The organism is Serratia sp. A07, assembly GCF_058725505.1.
Map to the genome: position 1 here is coordinate 92262 of NZ_JBZXDO010000016.1, position 25750 is coordinate 118011.

The 25750-nt window shown below is 59.6% G+C and carries 27 protein-coding genes and 2 pseudogenes; 11 read left to right on the forward strand and 18 right to left on the reverse strand.

Annotated elements, in window-relative coordinates; translation table 11 throughout:
- Positions 1 to 52: 52 nt before the first annotated feature.
- Both AC4PR2_RS16680 and AC4PR2_RS16685 read left to right on the forward strand, forming a co-directional pair.
- A complete protein-coding gene (locus AC4PR2_RS16680) occupies positions 53 to 454 on the forward strand; it encodes a VOC family protein (protein WP_048321551.1) in 402 nt (133 codons plus the stop codon).
- Positions 454 to 993 carry a dihydrofolate reductase family protein gene (locus tag AC4PR2_RS16685; protein WP_180548589.1) on the forward strand — a complete coding sequence of 180 codons (540 nt, stop codon included), beginning with the start codon at positions 454 to 456 and terminating at the stop codon, positions 991 to 993. Before AC4PR2_RS16680 ends, AC4PR2_RS16685 begins: the two co-directional genes overlap by 1 nt.
- Here AC4PR2_RS16685 and AC4PR2_RS16690 read toward each other — a convergent pair.
- The 3 genes and pseudogenes from AC4PR2_RS16690 to AC4PR2_RS16700 all read right to left on the reverse strand — a co-directional run bounded on the left by AC4PR2_RS16690 (position 978) and on the right by AC4PR2_RS16700 (position 4315).
- Entirely contained in the window at positions 978 to 2372 is a 1395-nt protein-coding gene (locus AC4PR2_RS16690; protein WP_443014542.1) for an MFS transporter, read from the reverse strand. The genes AC4PR2_RS16685 and AC4PR2_RS16690 overlap by 16 nt on opposite strands.
- Before the next feature lie 113 nt (positions 2373 to 2485).
- Positions 2486 to 3553 carry an oxidoreductase gene (locus AC4PR2_RS16695; RefSeq protein ID WP_330113544.1) on the reverse strand — a complete coding sequence of 356 codons (1068 nt, stop codon included), beginning with the start codon at positions 3551 to 3553 and terminating at the stop codon, positions 2486 to 2488.
- Positions 3554 to 3565: 12 nt separating this feature from the next.
- A pseudogene (locus tag AC4PR2_RS16700) lies at positions 3566 to 4315 on the reverse strand (DeoR/GlpR family DNA-binding transcription regulator).
- A 147-nt stretch (positions 4316 to 4462) separates the two neighbouring features.
- Here AC4PR2_RS16700 and AC4PR2_RS16705 point away from each other — a divergent pair.
- Positions 4463 to 5338, forward strand: coding sequence for an alpha/beta hydrolase (locus AC4PR2_RS16705; RefSeq protein ID WP_330113542.1), 876 nt, complete (start codon positions 4463 to 4465; stop codon positions 5336 to 5338).
- Here AC4PR2_RS16705 and AC4PR2_RS16710 read toward each other — a convergent pair.
- A pseudogene (locus tag AC4PR2_RS16710) lies at positions 5337 to 5915 on the reverse strand (serine hydrolase domain-containing protein); the annotation flags it as partial. The gene AC4PR2_RS16705 and the pseudogene AC4PR2_RS16710 overlap by 2 nt on opposite strands.
- Before the next feature lie 121 nt (positions 5916 to 6036).
- Between AC4PR2_RS16710 and AC4PR2_RS16715 the strand changes: the two are divergent.
- Positions 6037 to 6924, forward strand: a complete 888-nt coding sequence (locus AC4PR2_RS16715; RefSeq protein WP_060418989.1) for a LysR family transcriptional regulator — start codon at positions 6037 to 6039, stop codon at positions 6922 to 6924.
- Positions 6925 to 7007: 83 nt separating this feature from the next.
- Here AC4PR2_RS16715 and AC4PR2_RS16720 read toward each other — a convergent pair whose 3' ends face one another.
- The 3 genes from AC4PR2_RS16720 to AC4PR2_RS16730 form a co-directional block, all read right to left on the reverse strand.
- Complete coding sequence (locus AC4PR2_RS16720; RefSeq protein ID WP_033643027.1) at positions 7008 to 7142, reverse strand: AcrZ family multidrug efflux pump-associated protein; 135 nt, start codon at positions 7140 to 7142, stop codon at positions 7008 to 7010.
- Positions 7143 to 7335: 193 nt separating this feature from the next.
- Positions 7336 to 7806, reverse strand: a complete 471-nt coding sequence (locus AC4PR2_RS16725; RefSeq protein WP_048321542.1) for an Rrf2 family transcriptional regulator — start codon at positions 7804 to 7806, stop codon at positions 7336 to 7338.
- A 128-nt stretch (positions 7807 to 7934) separates the two neighbouring features.
- Complete coding sequence (locus tag AC4PR2_RS16730; RefSeq protein ID WP_492175294.1) at positions 7935 to 8330, reverse strand: DUF427 domain-containing protein; 396 nt, start codon at positions 8328 to 8330, stop codon at positions 7935 to 7937.
- Positions 8331 to 8561: 231 nt separating this feature from the next.
- Here AC4PR2_RS16730 and osmB point away from each other — a divergent pair, with 231 nt between their 5' ends.
- Positions 8562 to 8774 carry an osmotically-inducible lipoprotein OsmB gene (gene osmB, locus AC4PR2_RS16735; RefSeq protein ID WP_004940700.1) on the forward strand — a complete coding sequence of 71 codons (213 nt, stop codon included), beginning with the start codon at positions 8562 to 8564 and terminating at the stop codon, positions 8772 to 8774.
- Between the two features lie 155 nt (positions 8775 to 8929).
- On the opposite strand, the gene AC4PR2_RS16740 is transcribed toward osmB, so the two are convergent.
- Positions 8930 to 10474, reverse strand: coding sequence for a methyl-accepting chemotaxis protein (locus AC4PR2_RS16740; protein WP_330113583.1), 1545 nt, complete (start codon positions 10472 to 10474; stop codon positions 8930 to 8932).
- 414 nt (positions 10475 to 10888) lie between these two features.
- Between AC4PR2_RS16740 and AC4PR2_RS16745 the strand changes: the two genes are divergently transcribed.
- Positions 10889 to 12127 (forward strand): hypothetical protein, encoded by a 1239-nt coding sequence (locus tag AC4PR2_RS16745; protein ID WP_319856951.1) that lies wholly within the window; start codon positions 10889 to 10891, stop codon positions 12125 to 12127.
- A 49-nt stretch (positions 12128 to 12176) separates the two neighbouring features.
- Positions 12177 to 12590, forward strand: coding sequence for an SRPBCC family protein (locus tag AC4PR2_RS16750; protein WP_149572409.1), 414 nt, complete (start codon positions 12177 to 12179; stop codon positions 12588 to 12590).
- Here AC4PR2_RS16750 and AC4PR2_RS16755 read toward each other — a convergent pair.
- Together AC4PR2_RS16755 and mrdA are read right to left on the reverse strand one after the other, a co-directional pair.
- Positions 12580 to 14298, reverse strand: a complete 1719-nt coding sequence (locus tag AC4PR2_RS16755) for a penicillin-binding transpeptidase domain-containing protein (protein WP_492175295.1) — start codon at positions 14296 to 14298, stop codon at positions 12580 to 12582. The genes AC4PR2_RS16750 and AC4PR2_RS16755 overlap by 11 nt on opposite strands.
- A gap of 107 nt (positions 14299 to 14405) precedes the next feature.
- Positions 14406 to 16331 carry a penicillin-binding protein 2 gene (gene mrdA / locus AC4PR2_RS16760; RefSeq protein ID WP_443014543.1) on the reverse strand — a complete coding sequence of 642 codons (1926 nt, stop codon included), beginning with the start codon at positions 16329 to 16331 and terminating at the stop codon, positions 14406 to 14408.
- A gap of 294 nt (positions 16332 to 16625) precedes the next feature.
- Here mrdA and AC4PR2_RS16765 point away from each other — a divergent pair, with 294 nt between their 5' ends.
- The gene (locus tag AC4PR2_RS16765) at positions 16626 to 16907 is read left to right on the forward strand and encodes a YjcB family protein (protein ID WP_033634498.1); all 282 of its coding nucleotides are present in this window, start codon (positions 16626 to 16628) and stop codon (positions 16905 to 16907) included.
- Positions 16908 to 16943: 36 nt separating this feature from the next.
- Here the strand turns inward: AC4PR2_RS16765 and AC4PR2_RS16770 are convergent, their stop codons facing one another.
- Positions 16944 to 17393 carry a MarR family transcriptional regulator gene (locus AC4PR2_RS16770; protein ID WP_197803251.1) on the reverse strand — a complete coding sequence of 150 codons (450 nt, stop codon included), beginning with the start codon at positions 17391 to 17393 and terminating at the stop codon, positions 16944 to 16946.
- 251 nt (positions 17394 to 17644) lie between these two features.
- On the opposite strand from AC4PR2_RS16770, the gene AC4PR2_RS16775 reads away from it, so the two are divergent.
- On the forward strand, positions 17645 to 18844 hold the full coding sequence (locus AC4PR2_RS16775) for a multidrug efflux MFS transporter (protein ID WP_060439983.1): 1200 nt from the start codon (positions 17645 to 17647) through the stop codon (positions 18842 to 18844).
- 171 nt (positions 18845 to 19015) lie between these two features.
- Here the strand turns inward: AC4PR2_RS16775 and AC4PR2_RS16780 are convergent, their stop codons facing one another.
- The 4 genes from AC4PR2_RS16780 to AC4PR2_RS16795 all read right to left on the reverse strand — a co-directional run bounded on the left by AC4PR2_RS16780 (position 19016) and on the right by AC4PR2_RS16795 (position 21601).
- Entirely contained in the window at positions 19016 to 19507 is a 492-nt protein-coding gene (locus tag AC4PR2_RS16780) for a nuclear transport factor 2 family protein (protein WP_047727596.1), read from the reverse strand.
- A gap of 9 nt (positions 19508 to 19516) precedes the next feature.
- Positions 19517 to 19969: a MoaF-related domain-containing protein gene (locus AC4PR2_RS16785; RefSeq protein WP_204275775.1), complete on the reverse strand. Its 453-nt coding sequence runs from the start codon at positions 19967 to 19969 to the stop codon at positions 19517 to 19519.
- Between the two features lie 310 nt (positions 19970 to 20279).
- Positions 20280 to 20714 (reverse strand): VOC family protein, encoded by a 435-nt coding sequence (locus tag AC4PR2_RS16790; protein WP_197658281.1) that lies wholly within the window; start codon positions 20712 to 20714, stop codon positions 20280 to 20282.
- A 17-nt stretch (positions 20715 to 20731) separates the two neighbouring features.
- Complete coding sequence (locus AC4PR2_RS16795; protein WP_187322381.1) at positions 20732 to 21601, reverse strand: helix-turn-helix domain-containing protein; 870 nt, start codon at positions 21599 to 21601, stop codon at positions 20732 to 20734.
- 181 nt (positions 21602 to 21782) lie between these two features.
- Here AC4PR2_RS16795 and AC4PR2_RS16800 point away from each other — a divergent pair, with 181 nt between their 5' ends.
- Together AC4PR2_RS16800 and AC4PR2_RS16805 are read left to right on the forward strand one after the other, a co-directional pair.
- The gene (locus AC4PR2_RS16800; RefSeq protein WP_492175296.1) at positions 21783 to 22700 is read left to right on the forward strand and encodes a DMT family transporter; all 918 of its coding nucleotides are present in this window, start codon (positions 21783 to 21785) and stop codon (positions 22698 to 22700) included.
- A gap of 54 nt (positions 22701 to 22754) precedes the next feature.
- Positions 22755 to 23651: a PhzF family phenazine biosynthesis protein gene (locus AC4PR2_RS16805; protein ID WP_492175297.1), complete on the forward strand. Its 897-nt coding sequence runs from the start codon at positions 22755 to 22757 to the stop codon at positions 23649 to 23651.
- A gap of 355 nt (positions 23652 to 24006) precedes the next feature.
- Here AC4PR2_RS16805 and AC4PR2_RS16810 read toward each other — a convergent pair whose 3' ends face one another.
- The 3 genes from AC4PR2_RS16810 to AC4PR2_RS16820 form a co-directional block, all read right to left on the reverse strand.
- Entirely contained in the window at positions 24007 to 24477 is a 471-nt protein-coding gene (locus AC4PR2_RS16810; protein ID WP_330113537.1) for an Imm26 family immunity protein, read from the reverse strand.
- A 397-nt stretch (positions 24478 to 24874) separates the two neighbouring features.
- Positions 24875 to 25228: a hypothetical protein gene (locus AC4PR2_RS16815; RefSeq protein ID WP_084827832.1), complete on the reverse strand. Its 354-nt coding sequence runs from the start codon at positions 25226 to 25228 to the stop codon at positions 24875 to 24877.
- 1 nt (position 25229) lies between these two features.
- The coding region (locus AC4PR2_RS16820) for an RHS repeat-associated core domain-containing protein (protein ID WP_492175298.1) at positions 25230 to 25750 on the reverse strand (521 nt) is incomplete at its 5' end.

The following is a 25750-nucleotide window of genomic DNA, read 5'->3' on the forward strand; positions in this document are numbered from 1 at the left end:
AGCATCGCTGCTACTGTTTGATGCGTTCATCCCTCTTCGGAAAGGAAGCGCCATGTTCAGCCATATTACCGTCGGCGTCAGCGATCTGGACGCCGCCGCCGCATTCTACGACGCCATTCTGTTGCCGCTGGGATTACAGCGGCGGGAAGTGACGCCGGACGGCGGCCCCGCCGCCCGCTGCTGGGTGATGCCGGGGCAAACGCTGCCGCGTTTCTATGCCTACCAGCCCTTCGACAGACAGCCCGCCAGCGCCGGCAACGGCAGCATGCTGGCCTTTCTCGCCGCCGATGAGCTGGAGGTCAAGCGCGCCTACGCCGCCGGCCTGCTGGCGGGCGGCAGCAGCGAAGGCGAACCCGGCGAACGCGCGCACTACGGCAAAGGCTATTTCGGTGCTTACCTGCGCGATCCCGACGGCAACAAGGTGCATGTGGTTTACCGGGGAGATCTCGCCTGATGAAATGCTCGGTTTACATCGCCACCAGCGTGGACGGCTTCATCGCCGGAGCGGACGGCGACATCGACTGGCTGCTGCGGCCCGAGTACGCGGTTTCATTGCTCAACGGGCTAAGCTATGAGGCGTTTATCGCCGACATCGACGCGCTGGTGATGGGGCGCCATACCTATGAGAAAGTCCGCGCCTTTCCCGAGTGGCCCTATGGCGAACTGCCGGTGGTGGTGCTGTCGACGCAGCCGCCCGCACAACAAGATACCGGGCACGTTCGCTGGATGACTGGCGAACCGGCGGCCATCGTGGCGCAGCTGGCCGATCAAGGCTGCCGTCACCTGTATATCGACGGCGGCCAGACCGTCCAGCGCTTCCTGCAGGCCGGGTTGATCGACGAGCTGACTATCACGCGCGTGCCGCTGCTGTTGGGCGGCGGCATTCCCTTGTTCGGCACCGATGGTCCGGAGCAGCGCCTGCGCCTGCTCGCCGTCACTCCCTCGGACAACGGCTTCGTGCAAGAACGCTACGCGGTTCAGCGCGCGTCGTAACGCAGCATCAGCCGGCGGCCGCCGAAGGCGATGAGCAACGCCGCCAGCGCCAACAGCGCCGCCGTCCCGTAGGTCACACGCATACCGTAAGCCGCGGCGGCGGCGGTTCCCACCACCCGCTGCGAAGCCAGATAAAACAGCGCCCCCATCGCCGAAGCGCCGGTGATCGCCCCGAGATTGCGCGCCAGGTTCACCATGCTGGCGACAAGCCCGCGTCGCTCGGGAAACAGATCCTTCATCAGCATGGTGTTGTTGGCCACCTGAAACAGCGCATAGCCGGCGGTCAGCAGCGCGATGGGTGCCACATAGCCGAGCACGCCCCAGTGGCTAAGCAGCGACAGCAACGCCGCACCGGCGGCCACCGCCGCCAGCCCAAACTGGGCGATGCGCTGCGATCCAAAACGATCCACCAGATAACCGGCCGGAATGCCGGTCAGGATCGCCACCGCCGGCCCCGCCGACATCACCAGCCCGACCTGCGCAGCGTTTAACCCCAGCGCGCGCGACAGATAGAACGGCCCGACGACCAGCGTGGCGGTCATGACCGTCATTACCAGCGCGCTGGCCGCCAGCCCCGCGGTCAGGGCCGGATGGCGGAACATCGTCGGCGCCAACAGCGGCGATGCGGCGCGGCGCTCCACGCCGATGAACAGCGCCCCCGCCAACAGGGCCCCCAGCATCAACGCCAGGTTGAGCGCGCCGAAATTGCCGCGCCCCAGGGTCATCGCCAGCGAATAGCAGAGCAATGCGCCGCCCAGCAGCAGCGTACCGGCGCGATCGAACGGTTCCTGGCGCGCGGCCGGACGCGCCCCCTCCGGCAAGTATCGCCAGGCGAGCCACAGCGCCAGCAGGCCCAGCGGCAGATTGATCAGAAACATCGCCCGCCAGCCGAAACCGGCGATCAGCGCGCCGCCCAACGACGGCCCCAACGCGGTGCCCACTGCCGACATGGTACCGAGCAGCCCCATCGCGCGGCCGATTTTTTCCGTGCCCAGCGCCTCGCCCGCCAGCGCCATGGCGATCGACATCATGACCGCGCCCCCCAGCCCCTGCGCCATGCGCGCCGCCAGCAGCAGCCAAAGCTGCGGGGCCAGCGCACAAGCCAGCGAAGCGGCGGTAAACAGCGCGATACCCGCCAGCAGCAGGCGGCGGCGATTAAGGCTGTCGCCCAAGCGACCGATGCCGATGATGCAGGTGGTGACGGCCAGCAAATAACAGAGCAATACCCACTGTACCGCCTGGAACGAAGCATGGAACGCGGTGGCGAGCGCCGGCAGCCCGACGTTGGCGATGCTGATGCCGAGCGATGACAGCAGCATGCTCAGAGACAGTGCGGCCAGTATGCCGCGGACGCCCTGCGGCGTAGGATGGGATAACATGATAAACACTCCTGACATAGACTGAGGGTTAGCCTATGCCAGGGGTTGGGATGGCGGAAGACGCATGACATGCACTGTATCCATGCGTCTGACGCCTTATCTGACGCGAGCCGTTACCAGGCGGCGATCTCCGCCTCGGTGAGCGGCAGGGTTTGGGTGACGCCGGTTTCCGCCGCCAGGGTGGCCGCCTCCAGCACCGCCATCACCGCCAGCGCCTGCGCAGCGGTAACCGGGTTGGCGCCGGCGCCGCGCAGCGCGTCGCGTACCTGGACATAATACTGACGCTGGTCGCCATCCGGCGTCGGCAGCGTGCGCACCGGCTCCGTGCCGATAAACAGGCTCATCGCGTCGTCGTCTTTGCCCCACTCCGCCGAGCCCGGCGTCACGCCGGCCAGCAGCTGGCTCTCCTGCCCATCGGCGCGCGCTTTGACTACGCTGCCTTTCTCGCCGTGCACGGTAAAGCGCGCTACGCCCCCCGCCACCAGCATGCTGCCGTGCAGGATCACGCGTTGCGTCGGGTAGTTGAGCACCACGTGGGCCCAGTCGTTAACCTCCGCGTTGGGGCGCAGCGTGGCGATGTTGGCCTGCACGCTTTGCGGCAAACCGAACAGCTGCAGCGCCTGATCGACCATGTGCGGCCCCAGATCGAACCACAGCCCGCTGCCCGGCAGATTCTGTTCACGCCAGCGCACCCGCACTTCAGGGCGGTAGCGATCGATGTGCGACTCAAAGTGGGTCACCTTGCCGATCAGCCCCTGTTCGATCACCTGCTTCACGCCCAGGTAGTCGCTGTCCCAGCGGCGGTTCTGGAACACCGACAGCAGGCGGTCGTGTTTTTCCGCCGCCGCAATCAGCGTACGCGCCTGCGCCAAATCCAGCGTAAAGGGCTTATCCACCACCACGTGCTTGCCCGCCTCCAGCGCGGCCAGCGCCAGCGGCGCATGGGTATCGTTCGGCGACGCGATCACCACCAAATCCACCTCCGGCCGGCGGATAGCCTCCAGCGGGTCGGCGATCACCTGCGCGTGGGGCAGATCGGCATGCACCTTGGCGGCATCGCGCGAAGCCACCACGCTCAGTTCCAGCCCCGGCACCGCGTTAATCAGCGGCGCGTGAAACGCCTTGCCGACAAAGCCGTAGCCAATCAGCGCCACCTGCAACGGTCGTGCGATATCGTTCATCAGTGTTCTCCTCTAGCGGTCGTCGGCGACGACACAAAGTTCAATCAGTGATTGTTCGTCCAGGTTGTCCCACGGGCGATCGGTAAACAGCCGTTGGATCTGCGCCAGATCCGCAACGTGATGCGGTTCGCAGCGATCCAGCTTCATATGGTCGGCCACCAGCCAGCGCTCGCCGCTGTTGGCCAGCATGGCGCGTTTGACCTCGGCATCGGCCTCCTCGCCGGCGCTCAGCCCCAGCTGCGCATGCACCGCACAGGCGCCCAGCAAGGCGATGTCCGCGCGGTAGCGCGCCAGCAACGCCAGGGTGGCGCCGCCGGCGAACAGCCGCTGGCGCACATCCCATTGGCCACCAAGCAGAATCAGGTTGATCTCCGGCCTGTCGCTCAGGCACTACGCGATATCCAGTGAAGCGGTGATCACCGTGGCCGGCCCACGCAGCGCCTGCGCCACCGCCAGCAGCGTACTGCCCGCATCCAGCATCAGGGTGCTGCCGGGTGGGATCTGCGCGGCCACCGCGCGGCCGAGCCGCTGCTTGACCTGCGGCAACAGCGCCGCACGCGCCTGGCGCGGCATGTCGGACGGTTCGAGCGCGATCGCCCCGCCGTGATGTTTCTGCGCCAACCCTTGCCGTTCGAGATCGGCCAGATCGCGGCGCACGGTATCGACCGAAACGCCGATGGCGCCGGCCAATTCCGCCACCGCCGCCTGCCCGCGTTCGCTGAGCAAATCCAGTAAATGGCGCTGTCGTGCCGCTTTGTGCATGGGTTTATTCCGCAATAAAAGCATAAAACAGCAATATACAGCAGAAAACAGCATCAGAGAAGCCGCAATGATGCGCACCGGAGATCAAACATCTTTTCGCCTGCGGGACGATGATGAAGGCATAACGCATAACAATCCGGAGAAGTGATGAGCATCGATCTGACGTTTGAAGACCTGAGCGCGCGCGCCGTGCAATACAACGCCCGCGCTTCGGTGGAAGATTTTGACGCCTGCATGGCGGAATACGCCGCGCTGGCCCAGCGCGCCAAGGCGCAGACACCCGGTATTTACGACCTGCGCTACGGCATGAGCGCCGCAGAGCGCCTCGATCTGTTCCCGGCCTGCACGCAGCCCGCCCCGCTGCTGATCTTTATTCATGGCGGCTACTGGCATTCGCAGCGCAAAGAGGAAGCCTGTTCGATGGCCGCCGCGTTTGCCCGCCGCGGCGTGGCGGTCGCCACACTGGAATACACGCTGGCGCCGGAAGCGACGCTGGCGGAGATCGTGCACGAGGTGCGCAGTGCCGTCGCCTGGCTTTATCATCACGGGGCGCCTTTCGGCATCGATCCGGCACGCATTTTCGTCAGCGGCAGTTCGGCCGGCGGCCACCTGTGCGGCATGCTGATCGCCGACGGCTGGCAACCACGCTATCGCCTGCCGCCCAACGCGATCAAAGGCGCGTTGGCGCTGAGCGGCCTCTACGATCTGCGCCCGCTGTGCGATATCTACATCAACGACTGGCTGCACCTGACGCCCGAGCAGGCGCAAACCCTCAGCCCGCTGTTTTTACTGCCGGCGAAGGAACATGCGCCGCAGATATTGCTCGACGTCGGCCAGCGGGAAACCCAAGGGTTTAAAAACCAGACGCAGGCTTATTATGACGCCTGCCTGGCGCGCGGCCTCGACGTCCAGCTGCTGGCCGATCGCCACTGTAACCACTTTACACTGGTCAACGAACTGGCCGATGCGGAAAGCGCGATGTTTCGGCAGGTGATGGCGATGATTGACGCAACCATTTTTTGACCGCCTGCGCCAGCGGCAGGCCGCTCGCCCGTTCAATAACCGCGCCCAACACATCGGTGGCGATGGAATAACGCCACTCCGCGCCGGGCGGTGCCAGCAACGGCGCGGAGGCAATGCGCCGCACATTTTCCGGCAGGCTGAGCGCCGCCTCATCCATCCCGTCGGAGACGCCCAATCGGGCGTAGCATCCGCCTTCCGGCTGAAAAAAACGGTAGCTTAACCCGGCGGTGTGGGTCATCAAATGGCGCAGCGTCAACAACGGGACGGTGCCGTCCGCCAGCCGCGGACGAAAATCCGGCAGCCAGCGGGTAACGGGATCGTCCAACCGCATGTCTCCTCGCGCCATCAGCGCCAGCGCCGCCGTGGACACGATCGGTTTGGACACCGAAGCTAACCTGAACAGCGTATTGCACGCCATCGGTTTGCCCGCTTCGCGATCTGCCATGCCCGCCGCGCGTCGATAAACGATCTCACCGCCCTGCGCCACCAAAACGACCGCGCCAACCAATCGTTTTTCGCGCAAAGCTTTCTCTATCGCGCCGTCGATCGCGTTGGCGGAGGATCCGTATTCACTCATCTTTATTGCTCCAGGTAGTCAGCCCATGCTGTCGCCACCGAGCATAGAGCGTGGCGATTAACGGAAAAACAGGCTAGATTTCCTTTCATAGCGGACAATTTCGTCCGCAATGAGGCAAGCAATGGATAATCTGTCTGGGGTGAGCGTCTTTGTGCAGGCCGCGGAGACGCTGAGTTTCGTTGAGGCCGGCCGCGTGCTCGGCATTTCTGCCTCCGCGGTGGGGAAAAGCATCGCCCGCCTGGAAAATCGGCTGGGTGCACGCCTGTTCCACCGCAGCACGCGCAGCATGACGTTGACCGCCGAAGGCCGGCTGTTTCTGCTCCGCTGCCAGCGTATTCTCGGGGAATTAGCGGCGGCGGAACGGGAAATCAGCGATACGCACAGCGCGCCGCGCGGCAAGCTGCGCGTCAGTTTGCCGTTAGTGGGCGGCCTGTTGAATCCGGTACTGGCGGAGTTCGTCCGGCGTTACCCGGAGATTGAGCTGGAAACCGATTTTTCCGACCGCCGGGTCGATGTCATCGAAGAAGGCTTTGATGCCGTAGTTCGCGTCGGCGAGACCGAGGACTCACGGCTGATGAGCCGCCAGCTGGGCACGTTTCAACTGCAGCTGGTGGCCTCGCCGGATTATTTGCGCCAGATGGGGATCCCGCATCAACCGGCGGAACTGCAAGGCCATGCCTGCCTGCTGTACAAATTTCCCTCGACCGGCAAAGTGGAACCCTGGCCGATCGCCGGATGGGAAAAGCTGCTCGCCGAGGGGATCAACACCCGGCTGGTCTGCAACACCGTCGATACCCTGATTTACCTGGCGGAAAGCGGCCAGGGCATCGCCTGTTTGCCGGATTTTGCCGTGAAGCGCGCACGGGAACAGGGGCGATTACAACAGATATTGCGCGAGCATAGTCACCACAGCGGCAGCTTTAAAGTCCTGTGGCCTTCCAGCAAGCACCTGACGCCGAAACTCAGGGTGTTCATCAATACGCTGAGCGCCCGACTTTTTCTGGAGTAGAGGGGTATTTACGCTATGACGCAGGGAGGGTGCAGGATAATTCGGGGGGAGCCGGAGGACGAGAACCGCCCCCTGGCGTGCCATCAGCCGTTTTTGCGGCCGATAGCGGAAAAGACGTTGAACACTTCACCCAGGCCGTAAATCGCGCCGAGCAAGACGGCCACCATTACCGGCACCAGGACCACCACGGTGGCCAAGCTTTCAATCATTTCTAACATCGTTCTCTCCTGGTTTATAAGCACAGCGAATCTGCGCCGGAAGAAAAGGTTTCCGGCCAATCGGTTGAGTATCGTGGGGAGGCAGTCTAAAACGTGAGCTACATCACACTTGATGCGAGCTAATGTAACTTACACAATTACATTAAAGCAATGCAAAAAATGCTCTGCGCGTAGCGGGAATTGGCGTGGGTTTTTATTGCGTATCCGCTTGATATTGCGGTGAACAAGGGACAAAAGGATAGCCTGCGCGCCGCTCGACCTGCCCGGCCATTTCGGCGATGCTGGTTTGCGCCAGGCTGGCTTCCAGCGCGTGACCGACGCGCGCGAACTCTTGCTCCAGCACCGGGGTAATCGCGTGGCCGATATAGCACGCATCGTTAGGCCGGGTACGGTGCAGCATGAAATACGGTTGATCCTCTACCGCGCGATACACGTCCAGCAACGAGATCGCTTCCGCCGGCCGCGCCAGCAGCGCCCCGCCGCCTTGCCCCATCTGTGAATAGGTCAGCCCGGCCTCCGCCAGCGCGCCGAGGATGCGCCGCACCACCGTCGGGTTGGTGTTGACGCTGCGCGCGATATCTTCGGAACGCACCGTCTGGCCGCGACACAGCGTGATGTTGGTCAGAATATGGATGGCAACGGCAAATCGCGTAGAGGTAGACACCTTGGCACCTGCTCAGAGTTTCGTTTATGTCGGATTAAAACATAAGGAAAGCGTATCAATTTCCGGTAATACACATAATGAGTAGGGACAATAAGAATGTCAACCTGCCCCCGCCCGATGGCGGCGGCTCATGCTTCGGTGCGGATCTCCGTCACTGTATCGGGATAAAATGCCAGATGATCCTTGATTGCCACCACGGCGTTGTAGGGCATTTCATAACTCCAGGCCACATTGGCCTCCTGCTCGCCGTTAAGCACAAGGGAGAAATAACTGCAGTCGCCCTTATAAGGGCAGTAGCTGACGTGCTCGTTTTTCTGCAACAGCGCCCGATTCACATCCTCACGCGGAAAGTAAAACACCGGCGGATAGGTGGCTTCCTGCAGGATGAGCACGTTGCGGCTGTCGGCCAGGATCTGACCGGCTGCACGCACGACAACCCGCGCCGGATGGCGGGTCAAGGTGATTGGGTGGTCCGGGCCGGGGATTTTCACCGGTTTGCCGGATGCGGAAACGAGATCGGACATGGCGGCCTCCAGAGTGTGCGCCCCGCACCCCGCGAGGCGTCTTTCCAGTATAGACCCACGATTTTACCGGCGGCCGCACATTCGGCGAGCAATCGCTTTTCACCGCCGCAAAATTAAGAATTTTTACCTGTTCGATTTTCTTACGGAGGAATACATTCATCCCAACTTCTACCGGCAGGTTAATCGGATTATTTTTAATCTATTAATCAGTCAAATTACCAGGAACTCATTATGAATATTAAACGTGCCGCAGGTGTGTTGGTGGTGGTGATGGCAACGCTTTCCGTTACCGCATGTGGGCATATGTCCAATCGCGATCGCAACACGGCGATCGGCGCGGGCGTGGGCGCCGTCGGCGGCGCGGTGCTGACCGACGGCAGCACGCTGGGCACCCTTGGCGGCGCAGCGCTCGGCGGCATTATCGGCCACCAGACCAGCCGTTAATCATCCCGTCAAAAATAATCTCTGCAGGCCGATGTTTTTTTAATCCATAAGCGTCGGCCTGCGCTTTTATTTAACCGCTGAACTTTCTCAGGGCACGAAAATAATAAATAACGTTAAGCGCAGCTTTATTATTCATTAACCTGCATCGGAAGTATTTATTGCGCCGGCAGCCTGAAACGCGCCATCGCTTTTTCCAACCGTTCCGACTCGCCCTGCAACAGCTGCGAGGCCTCGGTCACCGCGTTCACCACCGTGCCGGTTTGGCGCGCCACCTGATTCAGCGCCGAGATGCGCGCCGTCACGTCCTGAATGCTCTCCCCCTGATTGAGCGACGCCAGGGAAATGTCCCCCATCAGCGCACTGCATTTGTTCACCAGATCGATAATCTGGCGCAGGTTGCCCGTCAGTAGATCCACCGCCTGCGAACCTTGATCGATTTGCTGCAGCGAACGGTTGATCAACTGCTGAATATCGCGCGTCGAATGGCTGCTTTTTTGCGCCAGCAGCCCCACCTCTTTGGCCACGATGGCAAAGCCGCGGCCATGAACGCCGGCGTGCGCCGCCTCGATTGCCGCATTCAGCGCCAGAATATTGGTCTGGAACGCTACGCTGTCGATCAGCGCGACGATGCCGCGCATTTCGGCCGATTGGTTGACGATCCCTTGCATCGAAACATTGACGGTTTCCATCATCTGCTCACCAGCGCCGGCGCACTGCCGGGCCTGTTCGGTTCGTTGGCTGGCCTGCTGCGCATATTGGCCGTTTTCCTCCACCCGAGCCGCCAGCTGCTGCACGTGCTCAGTCGCCAACTGCAATTCGCCGTTCTGCTTCGCCGACTGCGCCGTCAACTGTCGATTGCCGTCCGCCAGCCGCCCGACGCCGTTCAGGATCCCGCTCGCCGCATCGCGCACCTCGCTGACCAGGCGCTGCAGGCCGCCCTGCATGTGGCCAATGCTGGTCTGCAGCTGGTGCATCTCGCGGTTGAATGCCCGCTCAGGCGGCAGCGGCCGCGAAAGATCGCCGGCGGCCAGCACGTTGAGGTGCGCGATTGCCCGCCACAGCGGTGCGATCACCCAGCGAGAGACGCCGACCCACACCCCCACGGCGATCAGCGCCAGCGCGGCCAGCGCGCCGAGCGCAAAGGTCCTGGCTTGCTCCAACGCCGCCAATTGCCGCACGTTGACGTCATCGCCACGCCGCTCGTTCAGCGCCTGATAAGCGAGGTACTTCTCGTTAAAATCCGCCTGAAACGCCTGGATCGGCACGGCGAAAAACGCATCGATGCTGCTGCCCTGCAACCCTTGCGCCTGCTCTTTCAGGCCGTCATAGAACAGACGGTAGCTGTCTTTCAGGGCGCCCGCCGCCTCGGGCGCCTCCGCGCTCAGGCGCTCGAACTGGGCGAAGGCCTGCTCTGAGGCCTGCAGCGCCGCCAACGACTCATCCAGCAGGCTGTGCCAACTGCCGTCGGAGCCGGTGGCTTTGTCCTGCAGGTAGTAAATGCCCGCACGGTTCAGACTGTCGCTGGCCGTCAGCAGCGACAGTCTAGCGCGATCCATCGTCGCCTGCTGGCGATGCAAGCCATCGCCCGCCACCAGGTTAGCCTTGGCGTCGCGCAGAATATTAGAAATAAATACGGTGGAAAACAGTTGCAGCAGAGAAAATAGCGCGATAACGCAAATTACGCCGCTTAATAAGCCCATGCTCTTGCCGAAGCCAAACGCGCGCGGCAGCGCCGCCGCAGATTTTACCCTGCGGCCCAGTGTCAGTTTTATGTTCATGATTTTTAGTCAGTAATACCAGGATGCCGCGAGTCTAACGGGCATTGATGACACTAATATTTCAGCCTGCTGTGTGCCGCCCCCGCCGACCAAGACAACCGAATAATCGGTATTGCCCGTCAACTCTCATTTTTATTTCTTGACTTGTTTAATACCGGATTTATAGTTTTCCCATTAAAAAAGAAACAAAGTTTCATATATTAACCGGCGCTAAATTTAATATATGAAACGCTCGATAAAATCGTCTCAAATATAAAACTGATGAGCGTAATCACCCTGTCCACAGGTGAAACTCGCTCGCCTTAATAAACAGTCTACTTTCTTCAGGGGCCTGGCATGCGCAAAATTTCGCTTTGTTTTTTCCTTGTTTCACCAGTGAGTTATGCAACCGTCGCCGCAATACCCAACGACGTTGCCGCCACCGCGGCACCGGTAAAAAAAAGCCGCCCGGCATTTCCGCATATTCATTGGCAAAGCGAGGATAATAAAAAGAATATTGATATCGGTGGCGCACTGCGCGCCAATTATCGCTATGAAGACTGGCACAGCAGCAATTATCGGAATCCTCCGCATTTACGCTTTGACGCCTTTCGCATCGATGCCGCCGGCCAGGTAAACGACGCGTTTTTCGATAGCGGATTCTGGTTTCAGGATCGGCGCAAATACGCCATCGACCGCGCCTATGTCGGCTACCACCTGTCTGAGCATTCCGCCGTGCAGCTCGGCGCGCCGTTCAAACCGTTCGGCCTGATGCCCTACCCGCAGTTCGGCTGGTCGTACGGCATTCCGTTTTACCTCGGCTTTGGCGTCAACACCGGGCTGGGCGCCAAATACCAATACCAGCATGACGATTGGGCCTTCGACGCCGCCTACTACCCGCGCATGATGCCGACCGGCGTGCGTTACGCCCCCGACGTCGCCAGCTACGACGATCTGAAAAACACCAACTACGCGTCACAGCACCTGCAGCGCAACGAAAAACGCGATCAGGTAAACCTGCGGCTGACGCGCGCTTTCCATCAGGGCGGCTGGAACAATGAGCTCGGCGGTTCTCTGGCGGCCTCGCGGCTCTACAACCAGGCGACCGGCGATAACGGCAGCTTCTGGGCGGCAGGCTTACATACGCTGGTGAATTACGATCCCTGGCATCTGTCCGGCCAGGTGATCCGCTACGGTTACGACGCCAAAGGCCCGGCCGGGGCCAACAATTCGGTGATCCTGATGGGGGGCAACGGCCTGACGCCGGCCTATCTGATCCCGTCGCAGGCCACCACCGCCGCCATCAACCTGGCGCGCGACGTCGACGTGCCCTGGGGGCCGGTGAAAAAGCTGCGGTTCTACAACGATTACAGCGTGCTCTGGAAGGACAGGCACGGCGGCTCCGACTCTAAAATGAACACGCTGGGGGTACAAGTGTTCGCCATGCCGGTGATGCTGTGGGTGGATCTGACCTGGGCGCAGAACGCCAACCCGTGGGGCGGCGTAGAAAATGCCACCGGTTGGACCGGCACCCAGTCCCCCGGCAGCAATAAATGGTATTTTCGCACCAACGTGAACATCGGTTACTACTTCTAAGCGCGCCGGGATCTACACTGAAGTATCGCCGCCAACCGGAGAAACCACGATGCTGAGCGCACAAACGCTGCATGTTACCATCAACCGCCCTTGTGACGAGGTGTATGCCTTTCTCAGCCAGCCGGAAAACTTCCCCTTGTGGGCCAAAGGGTTAGCGAACAGCTTGCGGCGAGAAGATGAAGACTGGGTGGCGGACACCCCGCAGGGGCGGATCCACATTCGCTTCAGCGCGCCAAATGCCTTCGGCGTGCTGGATCATTGGGTGACGCTGCCGGACGGCGGCGTAGTCTACGTGCCGCTGCGCGCGCTCGCCAACCGGCGCGGCACCGAGGTGATCTTCACCCTGTTCCGCCAGCCGGATATGGACGATGCGCTGTTCGCCCGCGACGCCGGGCTGGTGAACGCCGATCTGCAGGCGCTGAAGCGCCTGCTGGAATCTCACTCACCCTCGGTTACCCCTTGACCGACGACACCACGTTAAGCGGCTGGGCATCCGGCAGAATATTCATGTGCTCCAGCACCTGGGCCATGATCTTGCCGAACACCGGCCCGGCCACCGAACCGCCGAAGTGCTTGCCGGCTTTCGGGTTGTTGACCATCACCACCAGCGCCACCTGCGGATCGCTGGCCGGCGCCACGCCGGCGGTGTAGTTGATGTAGCCGCCGTCGTATTTGCCGCTCGGGCCCATTTTCTCGGCGGTACCGGTTTTGATCGCCAGCCGGTAACCCGGCACCGCGGCGCTCACCCCGCTGCCGCCCGGCAAGGCGTCGCTCTCCATCATATGCACCACGGATCGTACCGTATCCGCCGGCAGAATACGCTGCCCCATCACCGGCGGCGTCACCTTGGTGATCGACAGCGGCCGATAAATGCCGAAGGAACCGATAGCGGCGTACTCGCGCGCCATCTGCAGCGGCGTCACGCGCAGCCCATAGCCGAAGGAGAAGGTAGCGCGTTCGATATCGGCCCAGCGTTCACGATGCTGCGGCAGATAGCCGCTGCTCTCGTTGCCGATGCCAAGCTCGGTCGGCCGCCCCAGGCCAAAGCTGCGATAGACCGCAGGCAGCACCGTGGCCGGCAGCGCCAGCGCAATGTGCGATACCGCGATGTCGCTCGATTTTTGCAGCACGCCGGTGATGGTCAGCTTCGACCAGTGGCCGACATCTTTGATCAGGTGACCGTTCACCCGATACGGCGTGGTGTCCAGCACCGTATCCGGCCGGATCAGCTTATGCTCCAGCCCCACCATCACCACCACCGGTTTCACCGTCGAGCCCGGCTCGAAGCTGTCGCTGCTGCACACGTTGCGAATGTCTTTCGCCGGGGTGCTGCCATAGTTGTTCGGGTTGAACGACGGGTAGCTGGCCATGCCGAGGATTTCGCCGGTGTCGATCTTGACCAGCACCGCACAGCCGGAGTCGGCCTGGTTGGCCACCACGCCGTCGCGGATCTGCGCATAGAGCACATACTGAATAAATTTGTCGATGCTGAGCGTCACGTTCGGCGGCGGCACCGGATCCACGCTTTTTAGCACGCCGATCACCGCGCCGCTGCCGTCCTTCTGATAGACCCGCAGGCCGTTTTTGCCCTGCAACAGCGGGTTGAAGCCCAGCTCGATGCCCTCCAGCCCCTGATTGTCCTGGCCGACGATGCCGATCAGCCCGGCGGCGTCCTGGCCCATCGGATAAAAGCGGCTGAAATCCTGCTCGGTGCTGACGCCGGTCAGGTGCAGTTTGCTGATGTAGGCGGCGTTGTCGTCCTCCACTTTGCGCGCCAGATAGACGAAACGCTTATGCGCGTTGCTCTGGATCAGATGCTGCACGTCCGCCAGCGGGATCTTCAGCACGTTGGCCATGCTCTGCCAGCGTTCGTTGCCGGTGTCGGTCTGGGTATCGAGAATGTGTTTCGGATCCAGCACGATGTCTATGGACGACACGCTGACCGCCAGCGCCTCATCGTTGCGATCGGTGATCATGGCGCGGTTGGTCGGCACCACCTGGGTGCGGATCGAGCGCTGGTCGGCCTGATCCGCCAACTGCTGGTGTTCCAGCAGTTGCAGATAGCCGACCCTGAACGCCAACAGAAAAAAACAGACCAGCATGCCGGCGCAAATCCAGCCGAAACGAACTGTGGAATAGGTTTTACCGCTTTTTTTGGTCGATGGCGCCACTGTTGTGTTAACCCTGCGTTTTTATTCGGTTTATGGTGTTATTTCAGTCTACCTTGCCGGAAATGGTCAGGAGATTGCAGTTTGTAAGAAAGTAAAAACAAACCGCATCACCGTTGCACATCAGCACTGTCGTTTAACTGCGGTTTACTTTGCGCCGGATCGCCGGGCTGCGGCGCGTTGGCCGGGTCAAAAATATGGTCGAGGATCGCGCGGGCGGTCGGCCCCGCCACCACGCCGTCGCCGCCGCCGTTTTCCAGGATCAGCGCCATCGCCACCCGGGGGGTTTTGTAAGGCGCGAACAGCGTATAGAAGATGTGATCGCGCAGCCGCACCGGGATCATTTTGGCGTTGTAGGTCTGGTTTTGCTTCAGGCTGAACACCTGCGAGGTGCCGGATTTGGCGGCGATCTGATACGGCGCGGTGTGGAACAGCTTGTAACCGGTGCCGTTTGGCAAGTTGGCCATGCCGTACATGCCGTTGCGTACGATGCCCCAGTAAGGCGAGTGGGGATCGCCGATCTGCGCCGCTTGCGCTGGCGGCTGGTAGCGCGTCACCCGGTTGCCCTGCTGCAACGAATACAGCAGATGCGGCGTTTTCACCTGGCCGTTGTTGATCAGCGTGGTCAGCGCTTTTACCATCTGGATCGGCGTCGCCACCCAATACCCCTGGCCGATGCCCACCGAAACCGTATCCCCCTGATACCAGCCCTTTTTGTGCACCTTCAGCTTCCAGTCGCGGCTCGGCAGCACGCCGCGGTACTCTTCGTTCAGATCGATGCCGGTGGACTGGCCGTAGCCGAACTGGCTCAGCCAATGGTGGATACGATCGATGCCCATCTCATACGCCACCTGATAAAAGAAGGTGTCGGCGGACTCCTCGATCGCTTTGGTGACATTGAGCATGCCGTGGCCGGTTTTCAGCCAGTCGCGGTAGCGGCGTTCGGTGCCGGGCAGCGTCCAGGTCGGCGCGCCGAAAAAGGTGGTGGTGGGCGTGATCACCCCGGCGAACAGCGCCGAAACGGCCATGTAGGGCTTCACCGTCGACGCCGGCGGGTACAAGCCCTGAGTGACGCGGTTGATCAGCGGCAAATCCGGGTTGGTCAGCAAGGTCTTATAGGCCTGATAGCCGATGCCTTTGACGAAAGGATTGGGATCGTAACTGGGGCTGGAGACCATCGCCAGGATGCCGCCGTCGCGCGGATCTTCCACCACCACCGCGGCGCGCTGTCCCTTCAACACCGATTCGATGTACTGCTGCAGCGGTAAATCCAGCGTCAGGTAGATGTTCTTGCCGGCCTTCGGCGGCTGCTCCTTCAGCAGGCGGATCACCCGCCCGTGGTTATCCACCTCCACCTCCTGATAGCCGGTGGTGCCGTGCAGTTCGGACTCGTAATAGGCCTCGATGCCCTGTTTGCCAATGTTGCGGTCGGCGGCATAGTTCTCGCTCAGCCCGGCCTTGTCCAGGCGTTTGAGATCGTTGTCGTTGATCTTCGACACATAGCCCAGCACGTGCGCCAGCTGGGCGCCGTAAGGATATTCACGCTGTTGATAGGTATCGATCGTCACCCCGTCGAAACGGTATTGATTGACGGCAAAGCGCGCCACCTCGGTGTCGCTCAGCCCGGCTTTGAGCGTCACCGGTTTGTAGCGGCTGTTGTGTTGCATGTCGTCGCGAAACGCGCTGATGTCCTCCGGCGTCAAGTCGACGATCGGCGTCAGCGCCTGCAGCAGCGCCGCCATGTCGCTGATTTTGCTGGGCGTGACCTCGATACGATACAGTGTCACGTTTCGCACCAGCGGAATGCCGTTGCGATCGAAGATCAGCCCGCGGCTGGGGGCGATCGGCAGCATCTTGATGTCGTTCTGGTTGGAACGCGTCTGGTAAAAGCCGTGCTGGCGGATTTGCAGCCGGTAGAGATTGGCGATCAGCACGCCGAAACAGACCACCACCAGCGCCAGCGCTACGCCGGCCCGGCGGATAAACAGCCTCTCTTCCGCAGAGTGGTCGCGAATTTTTTCTTTTAACAGGGCCATGCGGTGCCGATACCTTTTGCGTCACATTTCCCCGCAAAATCAGGGAACTGAAAAGCCGGCAAGCATAGCGTTATCGGGCGCACCGCCCCATGAAAAGGTTGCTAATGAAATGGCATAACTGTTTCAGCATATTGGAATGTTACCGTCGGCGTTTTTTTCACCGCGCTTCCCATTGAGCCGCCGTTCGCCCCAATGCTACAATGTGATCTTAATCACACTATTCCCGATATTCCCCCGCATTCCCCTGTCGGCGCCCTGCCGGATGCGGCTTTTTGTTACAAAGGATCGAGTTCGATGAGTACCATTGCCACCGGTTTAGTCATGATGCGCTGGGAGTTGCTGAGCGCCGTGATGATGTTCTTCGCCAGCCAGTTAAACGTCGTTTGCCGTAAGACCAGCCGTAACGGCATGGCGTTCATGTTCAGCAGCCTGGGCCTGTTTACCGCCTGCTGGTTCGTGATGGGCCTGATGGGCATCCACCTTACCCTGGAAGCCTTCACCCAATTCTGGTCTTCGGCCTGGGATCGCTACGTGGACGTGGTCAGCACCATGCCGGTCGATTGGCCGATGCCGTAATCTCGCCGCAGGGGCGGCGCACCGGCCGCCCAGCGATTATTCCGTTTCCGTTGGCGGCGCCGCCGCCAGCCGCGCCATCAAGGCCCCCGCCTCAATCAACAGCGCCTGCTCCCGCTCCGTTAAACAGCTATCCATCGCCGCCAGCAGCCACGCCTCGCGTCGGCTGCGGCTTTGCTGCAGCAGGCCCAGCCCGGCGGGCGTCAGGCGCACTCGCACCCGGCGTTTGTCTTCGGCGTCCGGCGTGCGCACCAGCAAGTCATCGGCCTCCAGCTCACGCAACGCGGCCGCCAGGTTAGAGGAACGCATGCGCTCCGATTCCGCCAGCAGCGACGGCGTCGCCTCGCCGCCGTGGCGATCGATAGCCCCCAACAGCATCAGTTGGGCCCAGGATTTTTCGTCGCTGCGCGATTCGCGCCGTAAACGGCGCACCAGCGACATTAACTGCGTGCGCAGCAGCGTCACGTCTTCAGGATGATCTTTCTTCATTGGCATCAATCTAGCGTTCAGTTTATCCCTGCTTTCACACCGCCGGATCGCGCGGTGCCCTTCCTGGCTACCGCGCCGCTCTGGCTTAACCCAGTTACCTATGATAATATAGCTATTAATATATAGCAAAAAAGACACTGCATCGGCAGGGTTACGTTTGCTCACGCATTTGCCCCTCGCCGATTAATTTGCAGTGTTATTATTATTTTGCTTAATAAATCCCTCCTTATTCAACGTGGTACGGTAAGCCGATGGAAGCGTGGAAAGTCAATCTGATCTCGGTCTGGCTCGGGTGTTTCTTCACCGGGCTGGCGATGAGCCAAATCCTCCCTTTTCTGCCGCTGTACGTCGAACAGCTCGGCGTCAGCGATCACCAATCCCTCAGCCTGTGGTCCGGGCTGGTGTTCAGCGGCACCTTTTTGGTCTCGGCGGTAGTCTCACCGCTGTGGGGCAGCCTGGCCGACCGCAAAGGCCGCAAGCTGATGCTGCTGCGCGCCTCGCTGGGCATGGCGATCGTCATCGCGCTGCAGGGGCTGGCCACCAACGTCTGGCAGCTGTTCGCGCTGCGCGCCCTGATGGGGCTGACGTCCGGCTATATTCCCAACGCCATGGCGCTGGTCGCCTCGCAGGCGCCGCGCGATAAAAGCGGCTGGGCGCTGGGCACGCTCTCTACCGGGCAGATCTCCGGCGTGATCGCCGGGCCGCTCTTGGGCGGGCTGATGGCCGATCATCTGGGGCTGCGGGTGGTGTTTTTCGTCACCGCCGGGCTGATGTTCGTCAGCTTCCTGGTGACGCTGTTCCTGATTAAAGAGCGGCGCATCACGGTGAAAAAAGCGGATCAGCTGAGCGGCAAGGCGGTATTCCGTTCGCTGCCCTATCCGACGCTGATCGTCACCCTGTTCGTTTGTACCCTGATGATCCAGCTGGCCAACTCGTCCATCAGCCCGATCCTGACGCTGTTCATCCGCGAGCTGTCCGGCGACGTCAGCAATATTGCCTTTGTCAGCGGCATGATCGCCGCCGTGCCCGGCATTGCGGCGCTGATCTCGGCGCCGCGCCTCGGGCGCCTCGGCGATCGCATCGGCACCGCGCGCATCCTGATCGCCGCGCTGCTGTTCACCACCGGGCTGTTCGCCGTGATGGCCTGGGTCAATACGCCGCTGCAGCTGGGCATTCTGCGCTTCCTGCTCGGCTTCGCCGACGGGGCGCTGATGCCGGCGGTGCAGGCACTGCTGCTGAGGTATTCCTCCGATCAGGTAACCGGGCGCATCTTCGGCTATAACCAATCCTTTATGTACCTGGGCAACGTGGTTGGCCCGCTGCTGGGTTCGGGCATTTCGGCGATGATGGGGTTCCGCTGGGTGTTCGCGGTGACGGCGGTGTTGGTGCTTTGCAATGCGCTGCAGCTGCGCCATCAGTTCAAAAAAGTGGAGAGTCAACGCGCGGGATAACGGGAAATGCGGGGAAACGCCTCAAGCAGTGGCGGGACAATGACGCCCATCAACCGTGCCACCACTGCCAAAGGCGGCCGTAGCCTACTCGACGCGGCGGTCATTTAATATTTATGTAAGTAAATAAAGTGTTGCGGGCGTGTTGAGGGCCGCCGCAGCGGCCCTTGCGGATCAGAACATGGTATTGTCGTTGGCCGATTTTTCCGGCACATCCTGATTGACGTCCCAATGCTCGGTGATTTTCCCCTGATCGTTCACCCGATAAATATCCACGCTGGCGGTGCCGCGATCCTGCGGGTTATTTTGGTATTTGACGTGAACATAGACCAGATCGCCGTTGACCGCGCTGCGGTATATTTTGGCGCTGTACTGCGGATTGTCCTTAAAGGTCTGGCTGAAGAAATCCAGGAACGGCTTGATGCCGTCGCCGACGAACGGGTTATGCTGCTTGTAGTTTTCCACAATCAGCCTCTGCGCCACGCCGATGTCGTGGCGGTTGAAGAAGCCCGCGTACAGATCTTCCACCACCTTCAGCTTCTGCTGGGCATGATGATAACCGCCTTTGCCGGCCGATTTGTAAGACGCCGCCTGATCCGTTGACAGCGCCGGGTAACTCGCCAGCAAGCCGCCGACGATTGCACAGGTGATCAATGCCTTTTTCATAACTGCTCCTTATTTTCCTGAGTGACCTACGATTTTCAGCTGCCCTTTCAGATGGGTGAAGCTGCCGTCCTTGGCGGCGATGTTGGTGTACACCTCGCCGCGCTCAAAGTCCTCGATATGCGTCACGTTGTCGCCGGACTGCGGTTCGTGCCAATAAACCATGTAAACCTTCGGCCGAATCTCCACTGCGGTGTACTGCACCGTATCGGTGATGCCCTGCGACGCCTCGCCGATGCCGGTGAAGGTCATGGTCTTGTCATCGGTAAAATCCAGCTTGAAGGCGAAATCGCCGAAGGTCACCTGCACCACTTTACCGACCGCAATGAACTGCCCGTGTTTTTCCGTCATCGTCGCCGCCTTACTGTTTGTCAGGGAGGGTTGCGCCGCCGTAGCGGCGGGCAATGCCAGGGGGAAAGTCAGGGCTATCGCCAGCGCGATGCCCGTTCGCTTCACTGTTTTCATCGTTCCTTCTCCTTTCCGTGGTTGAAAACGAGAATCATTATTATTTCTTAAGGGTTGGCGGAAATATAAGAATAATCTCTATTCCCATCAGGCACCTGGCGGCAAAAAAAGACGGGGGAAAATCGCCGTAAAATGGCATGGCAATAGCGCGTTCTGGCCATTGGTTTTTACGCAATGAACGGAATTTCTGCTTACAGGAAGGGAAACCACTCGGGGATTTGATGGGTCTATAGCGCAGACCGCTTTAAGCTAATGCGTATTTGTTCTTAAGCCGCTCACCGCCGGCAGGCGGCGGCGAACGGCGTGGCGTTTACCGCAGCCAGGGCGTATAGGTGACGCCGACCAGCAACCCTTCCGGGCTGAGCAAACGGGTAACGCTCTGCCCCCACGGCTCTTCGCGGTTGGCGACCAACAGCCGATAACCGCGATCGACCAGCCCCTGGGTGGCGGCCGCCATGTCGGCCACGTCGAACTCGATCCACGCCTGCGGCACCGCGAGATCCGCCGGCCAGCGATCGTCGCCAAAGCAGGACTGCGCCGCCTGCGCCAGCGGCCACAGGGCGAAATGCTTCACCCCGTCCAGCGCGCCTTGCTCCGACAGCAGATAGGTTTCGTTGCCCGGCATCGGCTTGAGCGGCAGCCCCAGCGCCTCGACATAAAATGCCTTGCTCTCGTCGTTCTCACGCGTGATGGGCCCGAATCCGGCGACAAACAACACGCCCAGCCCGGCAAACTGTTGATCCATGCTGCACTCCCTTTCGGTTAGCGCCCCAGCCGCACCTGCAGCGGAGCAAATCCATAGGCCGCCTTGAAGCGGTTGCTGAAATGGCTGGCGGAACTGAAGCCGCACGCCAGCGCGATCTCGGTGATCGGCTGTTGGCTATGCCGCAACAGCTGTTCCGCCCGCTGCAGCCGGGCGCGCATCACGAACTGGTGCGGCGCCAGGCCGGTGGCGTGCTTGAACATGCGGGCGAAATGGTATTCGCTCAACCCGGCCTGCGCCGCCAGATCCGCCAACAGCAATGGCCGATCGAGGTGGCTTGCGATATATTCCCGCACCCGCCTGGCTACCGCAGGCGCCAGGCCGCCGCGCACCGGCGGCAGCTTCCACTGCAGCTGGCTGTAACGTTGGATCAGGTGTGACATCAGCAGGTTCGACGCGCTGCTGAGCGCCAGCAGATTGGCGCTGTCCCGCCAGTCGCAGTTGAGCAAAAACTGGCGGTACAGCAGCGTGATCTGCGGATCTTCGCCGAAGCTGCGCGGCTCCACGTTGATCGCCGCCGGGCTGCGATCCCAGGTCTGCTCCGCCAGCTGCCGCAGATGCCCATCGGTGCAATACAGGTGCACGAACGACAAATCGCTGCGCACATCCCAGGTGGAGGCGTATTGGCGCGGCATGATGCAGAACCGATCCGGCCCGCCGCCGTTGCGCCAGCCGCCCGGCACCTGCTGGTAGCACTCATAGCCGTCGGCGACGTACAGGCTCAGGGTATGGTGGTCGGCGCTTTCCTGCGTGACGCGATCGTTGCAGTTGGACCAGGCGGCCAGCTCCACGCCGGTGCCCAGCAGCACGCTGCCGTGCAGCCGCGCCTTGTGCTCACGCAGTGTTTCAAACGCCTGATAGTTGGACATCGCCGGCCCCGTTGTTCGACATGCCGACAGTGTAAAGAGTGGCGCCGCCGCATACCAGCCGCCGCCCCGCGCTTTTGGCAAAAAAAGCGCAAGAATATGCAACTGAGCGCAAAGCGCTGCAAGCGCCGCCGCGCGCCAAAGCGGATACTGCGCCATCGGTTTTTTCGGAGTAACAAATAGAATGAATGCGCTGTTGTACCTCGCCGTGGTGCTGATTTGGGGCACCACCTGGATTGCGATCACCCTGCAACAGGAAGGGCCGGTGGCCATTCCCGTATCGATCGCTTACCGCTTCGCCATTTCCGCCGCGGTGATGTTCGCCGTACTGCTGCTAACGCGCCGCCTGCGCCGCCTCGCTCCGCGCGATCATCTATTCTGCGTGCTGCAGGGCTGCTGCGTGTTCGGCTTCAACTTCTTCTGCTTCTACCATGCGGCGGCCTACATCAGCAGCGGGCTGGAATCGGTGATCTTCTCGATGGCGGTACTGTTCAACGCCCTCAACAGCCTGCTGTTTTTCCGCCAGCGCCCCAGCCCCAACCTGCTGCCGGCGGCGCTGCTGGGGTTGACCGGCATCGTGGCGCTGTTTTGGCAAGATCTGGCCGCCACCCGCATAGCGCCGGAGCTGCTCAAAGGCATCGGCCTGAGCGCGCTCGGCACCTACGGCTTCTCGCTGGGCAACATGATCAGCACGCGCCATCAGCGCCGCGGGCTGGATATCTTTTCCACCAACACCTACGCCATGACCTACGGCGCGCTGTTGATGGCGCTGATCGCCTTGGCGCAGGGCGCCTCGTTCCAGATGGAACACAGCAGCCGCTATATCGGCTCCCTGCTGTACCTGGCGATTTTCGGATCGGTGATCGCCTTCGCCGCTTACTTCAGCCTGCTCGGCCGCATCGGCGCCGGCGCGGCGGCCTACAGCACCCTGCTGTTCCCGCTGGTGGCGCTGACCATCTCAACGATCTACGAAGGCTATCAGTGGCACTTCAACGCCGTGCTGGGCCTGTGCCTGATCCTGCTGGGCAACCTGGTGATGTTCGCCAAGCCGGAGCTGAAATGGCGACGGGCGGGTATCTCAAATCAAAACTCAACCCTTTGAAGCCATTGGCGAATATCGTTATCATCAGGTTTTGTTGATAACGGATGATGGCCAATGCTCAGAAGTGATGATGTGACACCCCGCGCCTACAAACAGGTGGACGTGTTTACCCGTACGCCGCTGCAGGGCAACCCCGTGGCGGTGGTACTGGAGGCCGAGGGGCTGAGCACCGCGCAGATGCTGGCATTGGCCCGTTGGACCAACCTTTCGGAAACCACTTTTGTACTTAACCCGACGCACCCGGCGGCGGATTATAAGGTGCGCATTTTCACCACCGAAAAAGAGCTGCCCTTCGCCGGCCACCCAACGCTGGGCACCGCCCACGCCCTGCTGGAAGCCGGATTGACGCCTAAACGGCCTGGAACGGTGATGCAGGAATGCGGCGTCGGCCTGGTGGCGGTCAATATCCTGCCGGAAGGCACATTGGCGTTCGCCGCACCCGAAGTTGAGTTTCGCCCAATGGCGGCTGAGGAAACAGAACGGCTGATGGCCGCTTTACGGCCCGCGGTGATTGAAGGAGGCCCCCTGCCGGTGATTGCCGAGATGGGCATTCGCTGGCTGATGGTGCGCCTGCCGGACGCACAATCCTGCCTGGCGGCGACACCGGATCAGGCCACGATTAAACGGCTGCAAACGGCTTGCGATGTGGATGGCGTGGTGATCTATGGCGCCTGCACCACGGCCGAACCGGCCGATTACGAAATGCGCGCGTTTATGGTGGAATGCGGTGCCTTGATTGAAGATCCGGTGACCGGCAGCGCCAACGCCTGCCTGGCGCGCTTATTGAAGGCCAACCGCTTTCCCGACGGCGGCCAGACCGCACAGGGCTACCTGGTGCGCCAAGGCACCCAACTGAATCGAGATGGCCGCGTGAGCGTGCGTTTTATTGACGGCGAACCCTGGATCGGCGGGCACTGTCGCACCCTGATTGATGGCACATTGGGTATTTAGTTTGTCGGCGCTCGGCGCCAGCGGCAGGTGCGCGTCGATGTCGCTCTGCGGGCTGCGCTCGCCCAGCAGGTTATCCGCCAGATCGTACACCAGCCGCGCGCCCGGTTTGCCCTGATTAGGTTCGCGGTGTTGCAGCAGGCGGCCTGCCATATAATCTTAACTGTTTGATTTTATAATAATTTCTAAAGAGCTAAATATTAACTTTTCACGATTTATTTCACCGAAAATCAGCTGAGAATGGACTGATGTGAATTTCGCTGACACATCATCCAGATATTCCGTCACCCCATTCAAGCCACCCTTATACTTAGATGGCTCTCAATTGAATAATCTATTAGACATCATCATTTGAAAATTAAATAGCTAGCAATTTCCGCACGTGCATGTCATTACTAGGCATATATGGCGGATAATGTTCCGAGTCTTTATCAGAAACATTTTCACTATTCCCATACATATCTACTTTCTTTCTATTCCCTAAAGCGCCATACACAAAATAGGTATTTTCGAATTTTTTAACCTGCCCTTCCTGATGACCTATAATTCTCCACTCACCAGAGATTTTTTTATCAAACAGACTATATGCATCCAAAATTATTGGGTGTGACCCCACTTGGGCATTAGAGAACAAATCATCTGGCACCTTCGGCTCTTTAGAGAATGCATCAAATATTTCTGCCGAGTGACCAATGCTAACCTTAGATATAATCCGCCTAAAACGATACTTTTCATCTGTTAGCTTAAAGCAGAATACATCACCCGGCTTAATAAATCTGAGCATTGTCCTTGATTTCTTTTCCCAACCCCAAAGCTCGGGTTTACTCATCAACATTCACCTCCTAACCTTTTCTTATTTACACAAGCATCTTTAAATGCTACTGCGCGAGGATCTGTACGGCCATGAATGAATTGTATTTATTTCCTCTATTCACCGGAGATATTCCCTCACCTATAACACCAGTGCTTGTTTTATATTTTTCCATATAATACTGTTCATAACCACGGGCTTGGCCATACTTCACGGATTCGTAGTTTTAGCACGCTACCGCCCACGCCGTTATTGGTTTAACAGCTAATAGGTTACAGGTACCTACTCGATGGTGTTGAGACATCGAGTAGTCCTGCTTCGTGTGTTCTATCAATCCAAAGGTGTCGCGCAGCGACTGTTGTTGTTACTATGCCTCCTACCACTTCGATCTTTTTCTGCGACTCAAAACGCCCCGTTATTCATACAATATTTTAAAATTACCTGTAACATCGAAAACATGATCATAAGTACTTAACGCAACTCTTTTTTTTCCTGAACTGTATTCTTCCAGCAAATCAAAGCTTGACTCTGAATACCTCTCATAAGGGTAGTCATCAACTTTATAAATAGACATCCTTTCTATTTCACTAAAAAAGAACTCTATTTTCACATCTGCCTCATTCAAAATCTCTGGCTCGCATGCCGATAACGAAAGCAACGCTTTAACTTTAAATGTAAAAGGAGAAAAACTCATTTCATGTTCAGAAATAATCAAGGCATCTCGTCCTAGCATGATCCCATACTTAGTTTTTATTGCTTGTACATTCATTTTAAGCACATCCTCTAGTTCTAATTGACCTGCCTGAATTCTTAGTTGAAAAACGCCTATTAAGATTAATTTTCGACAATTCTTCCTGTGTTGCCCACCTAGAAGGGATTTTGGCTACACCAGCCTCTTTAGCTGCATAAAGACGCCGGTTATCAAGACTAAAGACAGAATCCTTATGTGCACCTTGGGAAATTAACCTTTCTTGTACATTTTCTGGTAAATCACGCATTCTTACTTTTCTAATAGGTTCTACTTGATTGATATATGACGGATCGTTTTTCAATCTATGAATTAACTCATTAACATTCCTGCCATCATCGAAGACAGGATTAATACTGTCTTGTGAGAAAAGAACAGTTTTTGGGCTTACTGGAGATAACCCCAACGGATCCACCCACATCAGCGGGTTCGGCGCATACTGATACAGGTTCAGCCCACCGCGCAGCCCTATCGGATCCTGCGTGGTGAAACGCCCCACCTCGGGTTCGTAGTAGCGGAACAGGTTGTAGTGCAGGCCGCTTT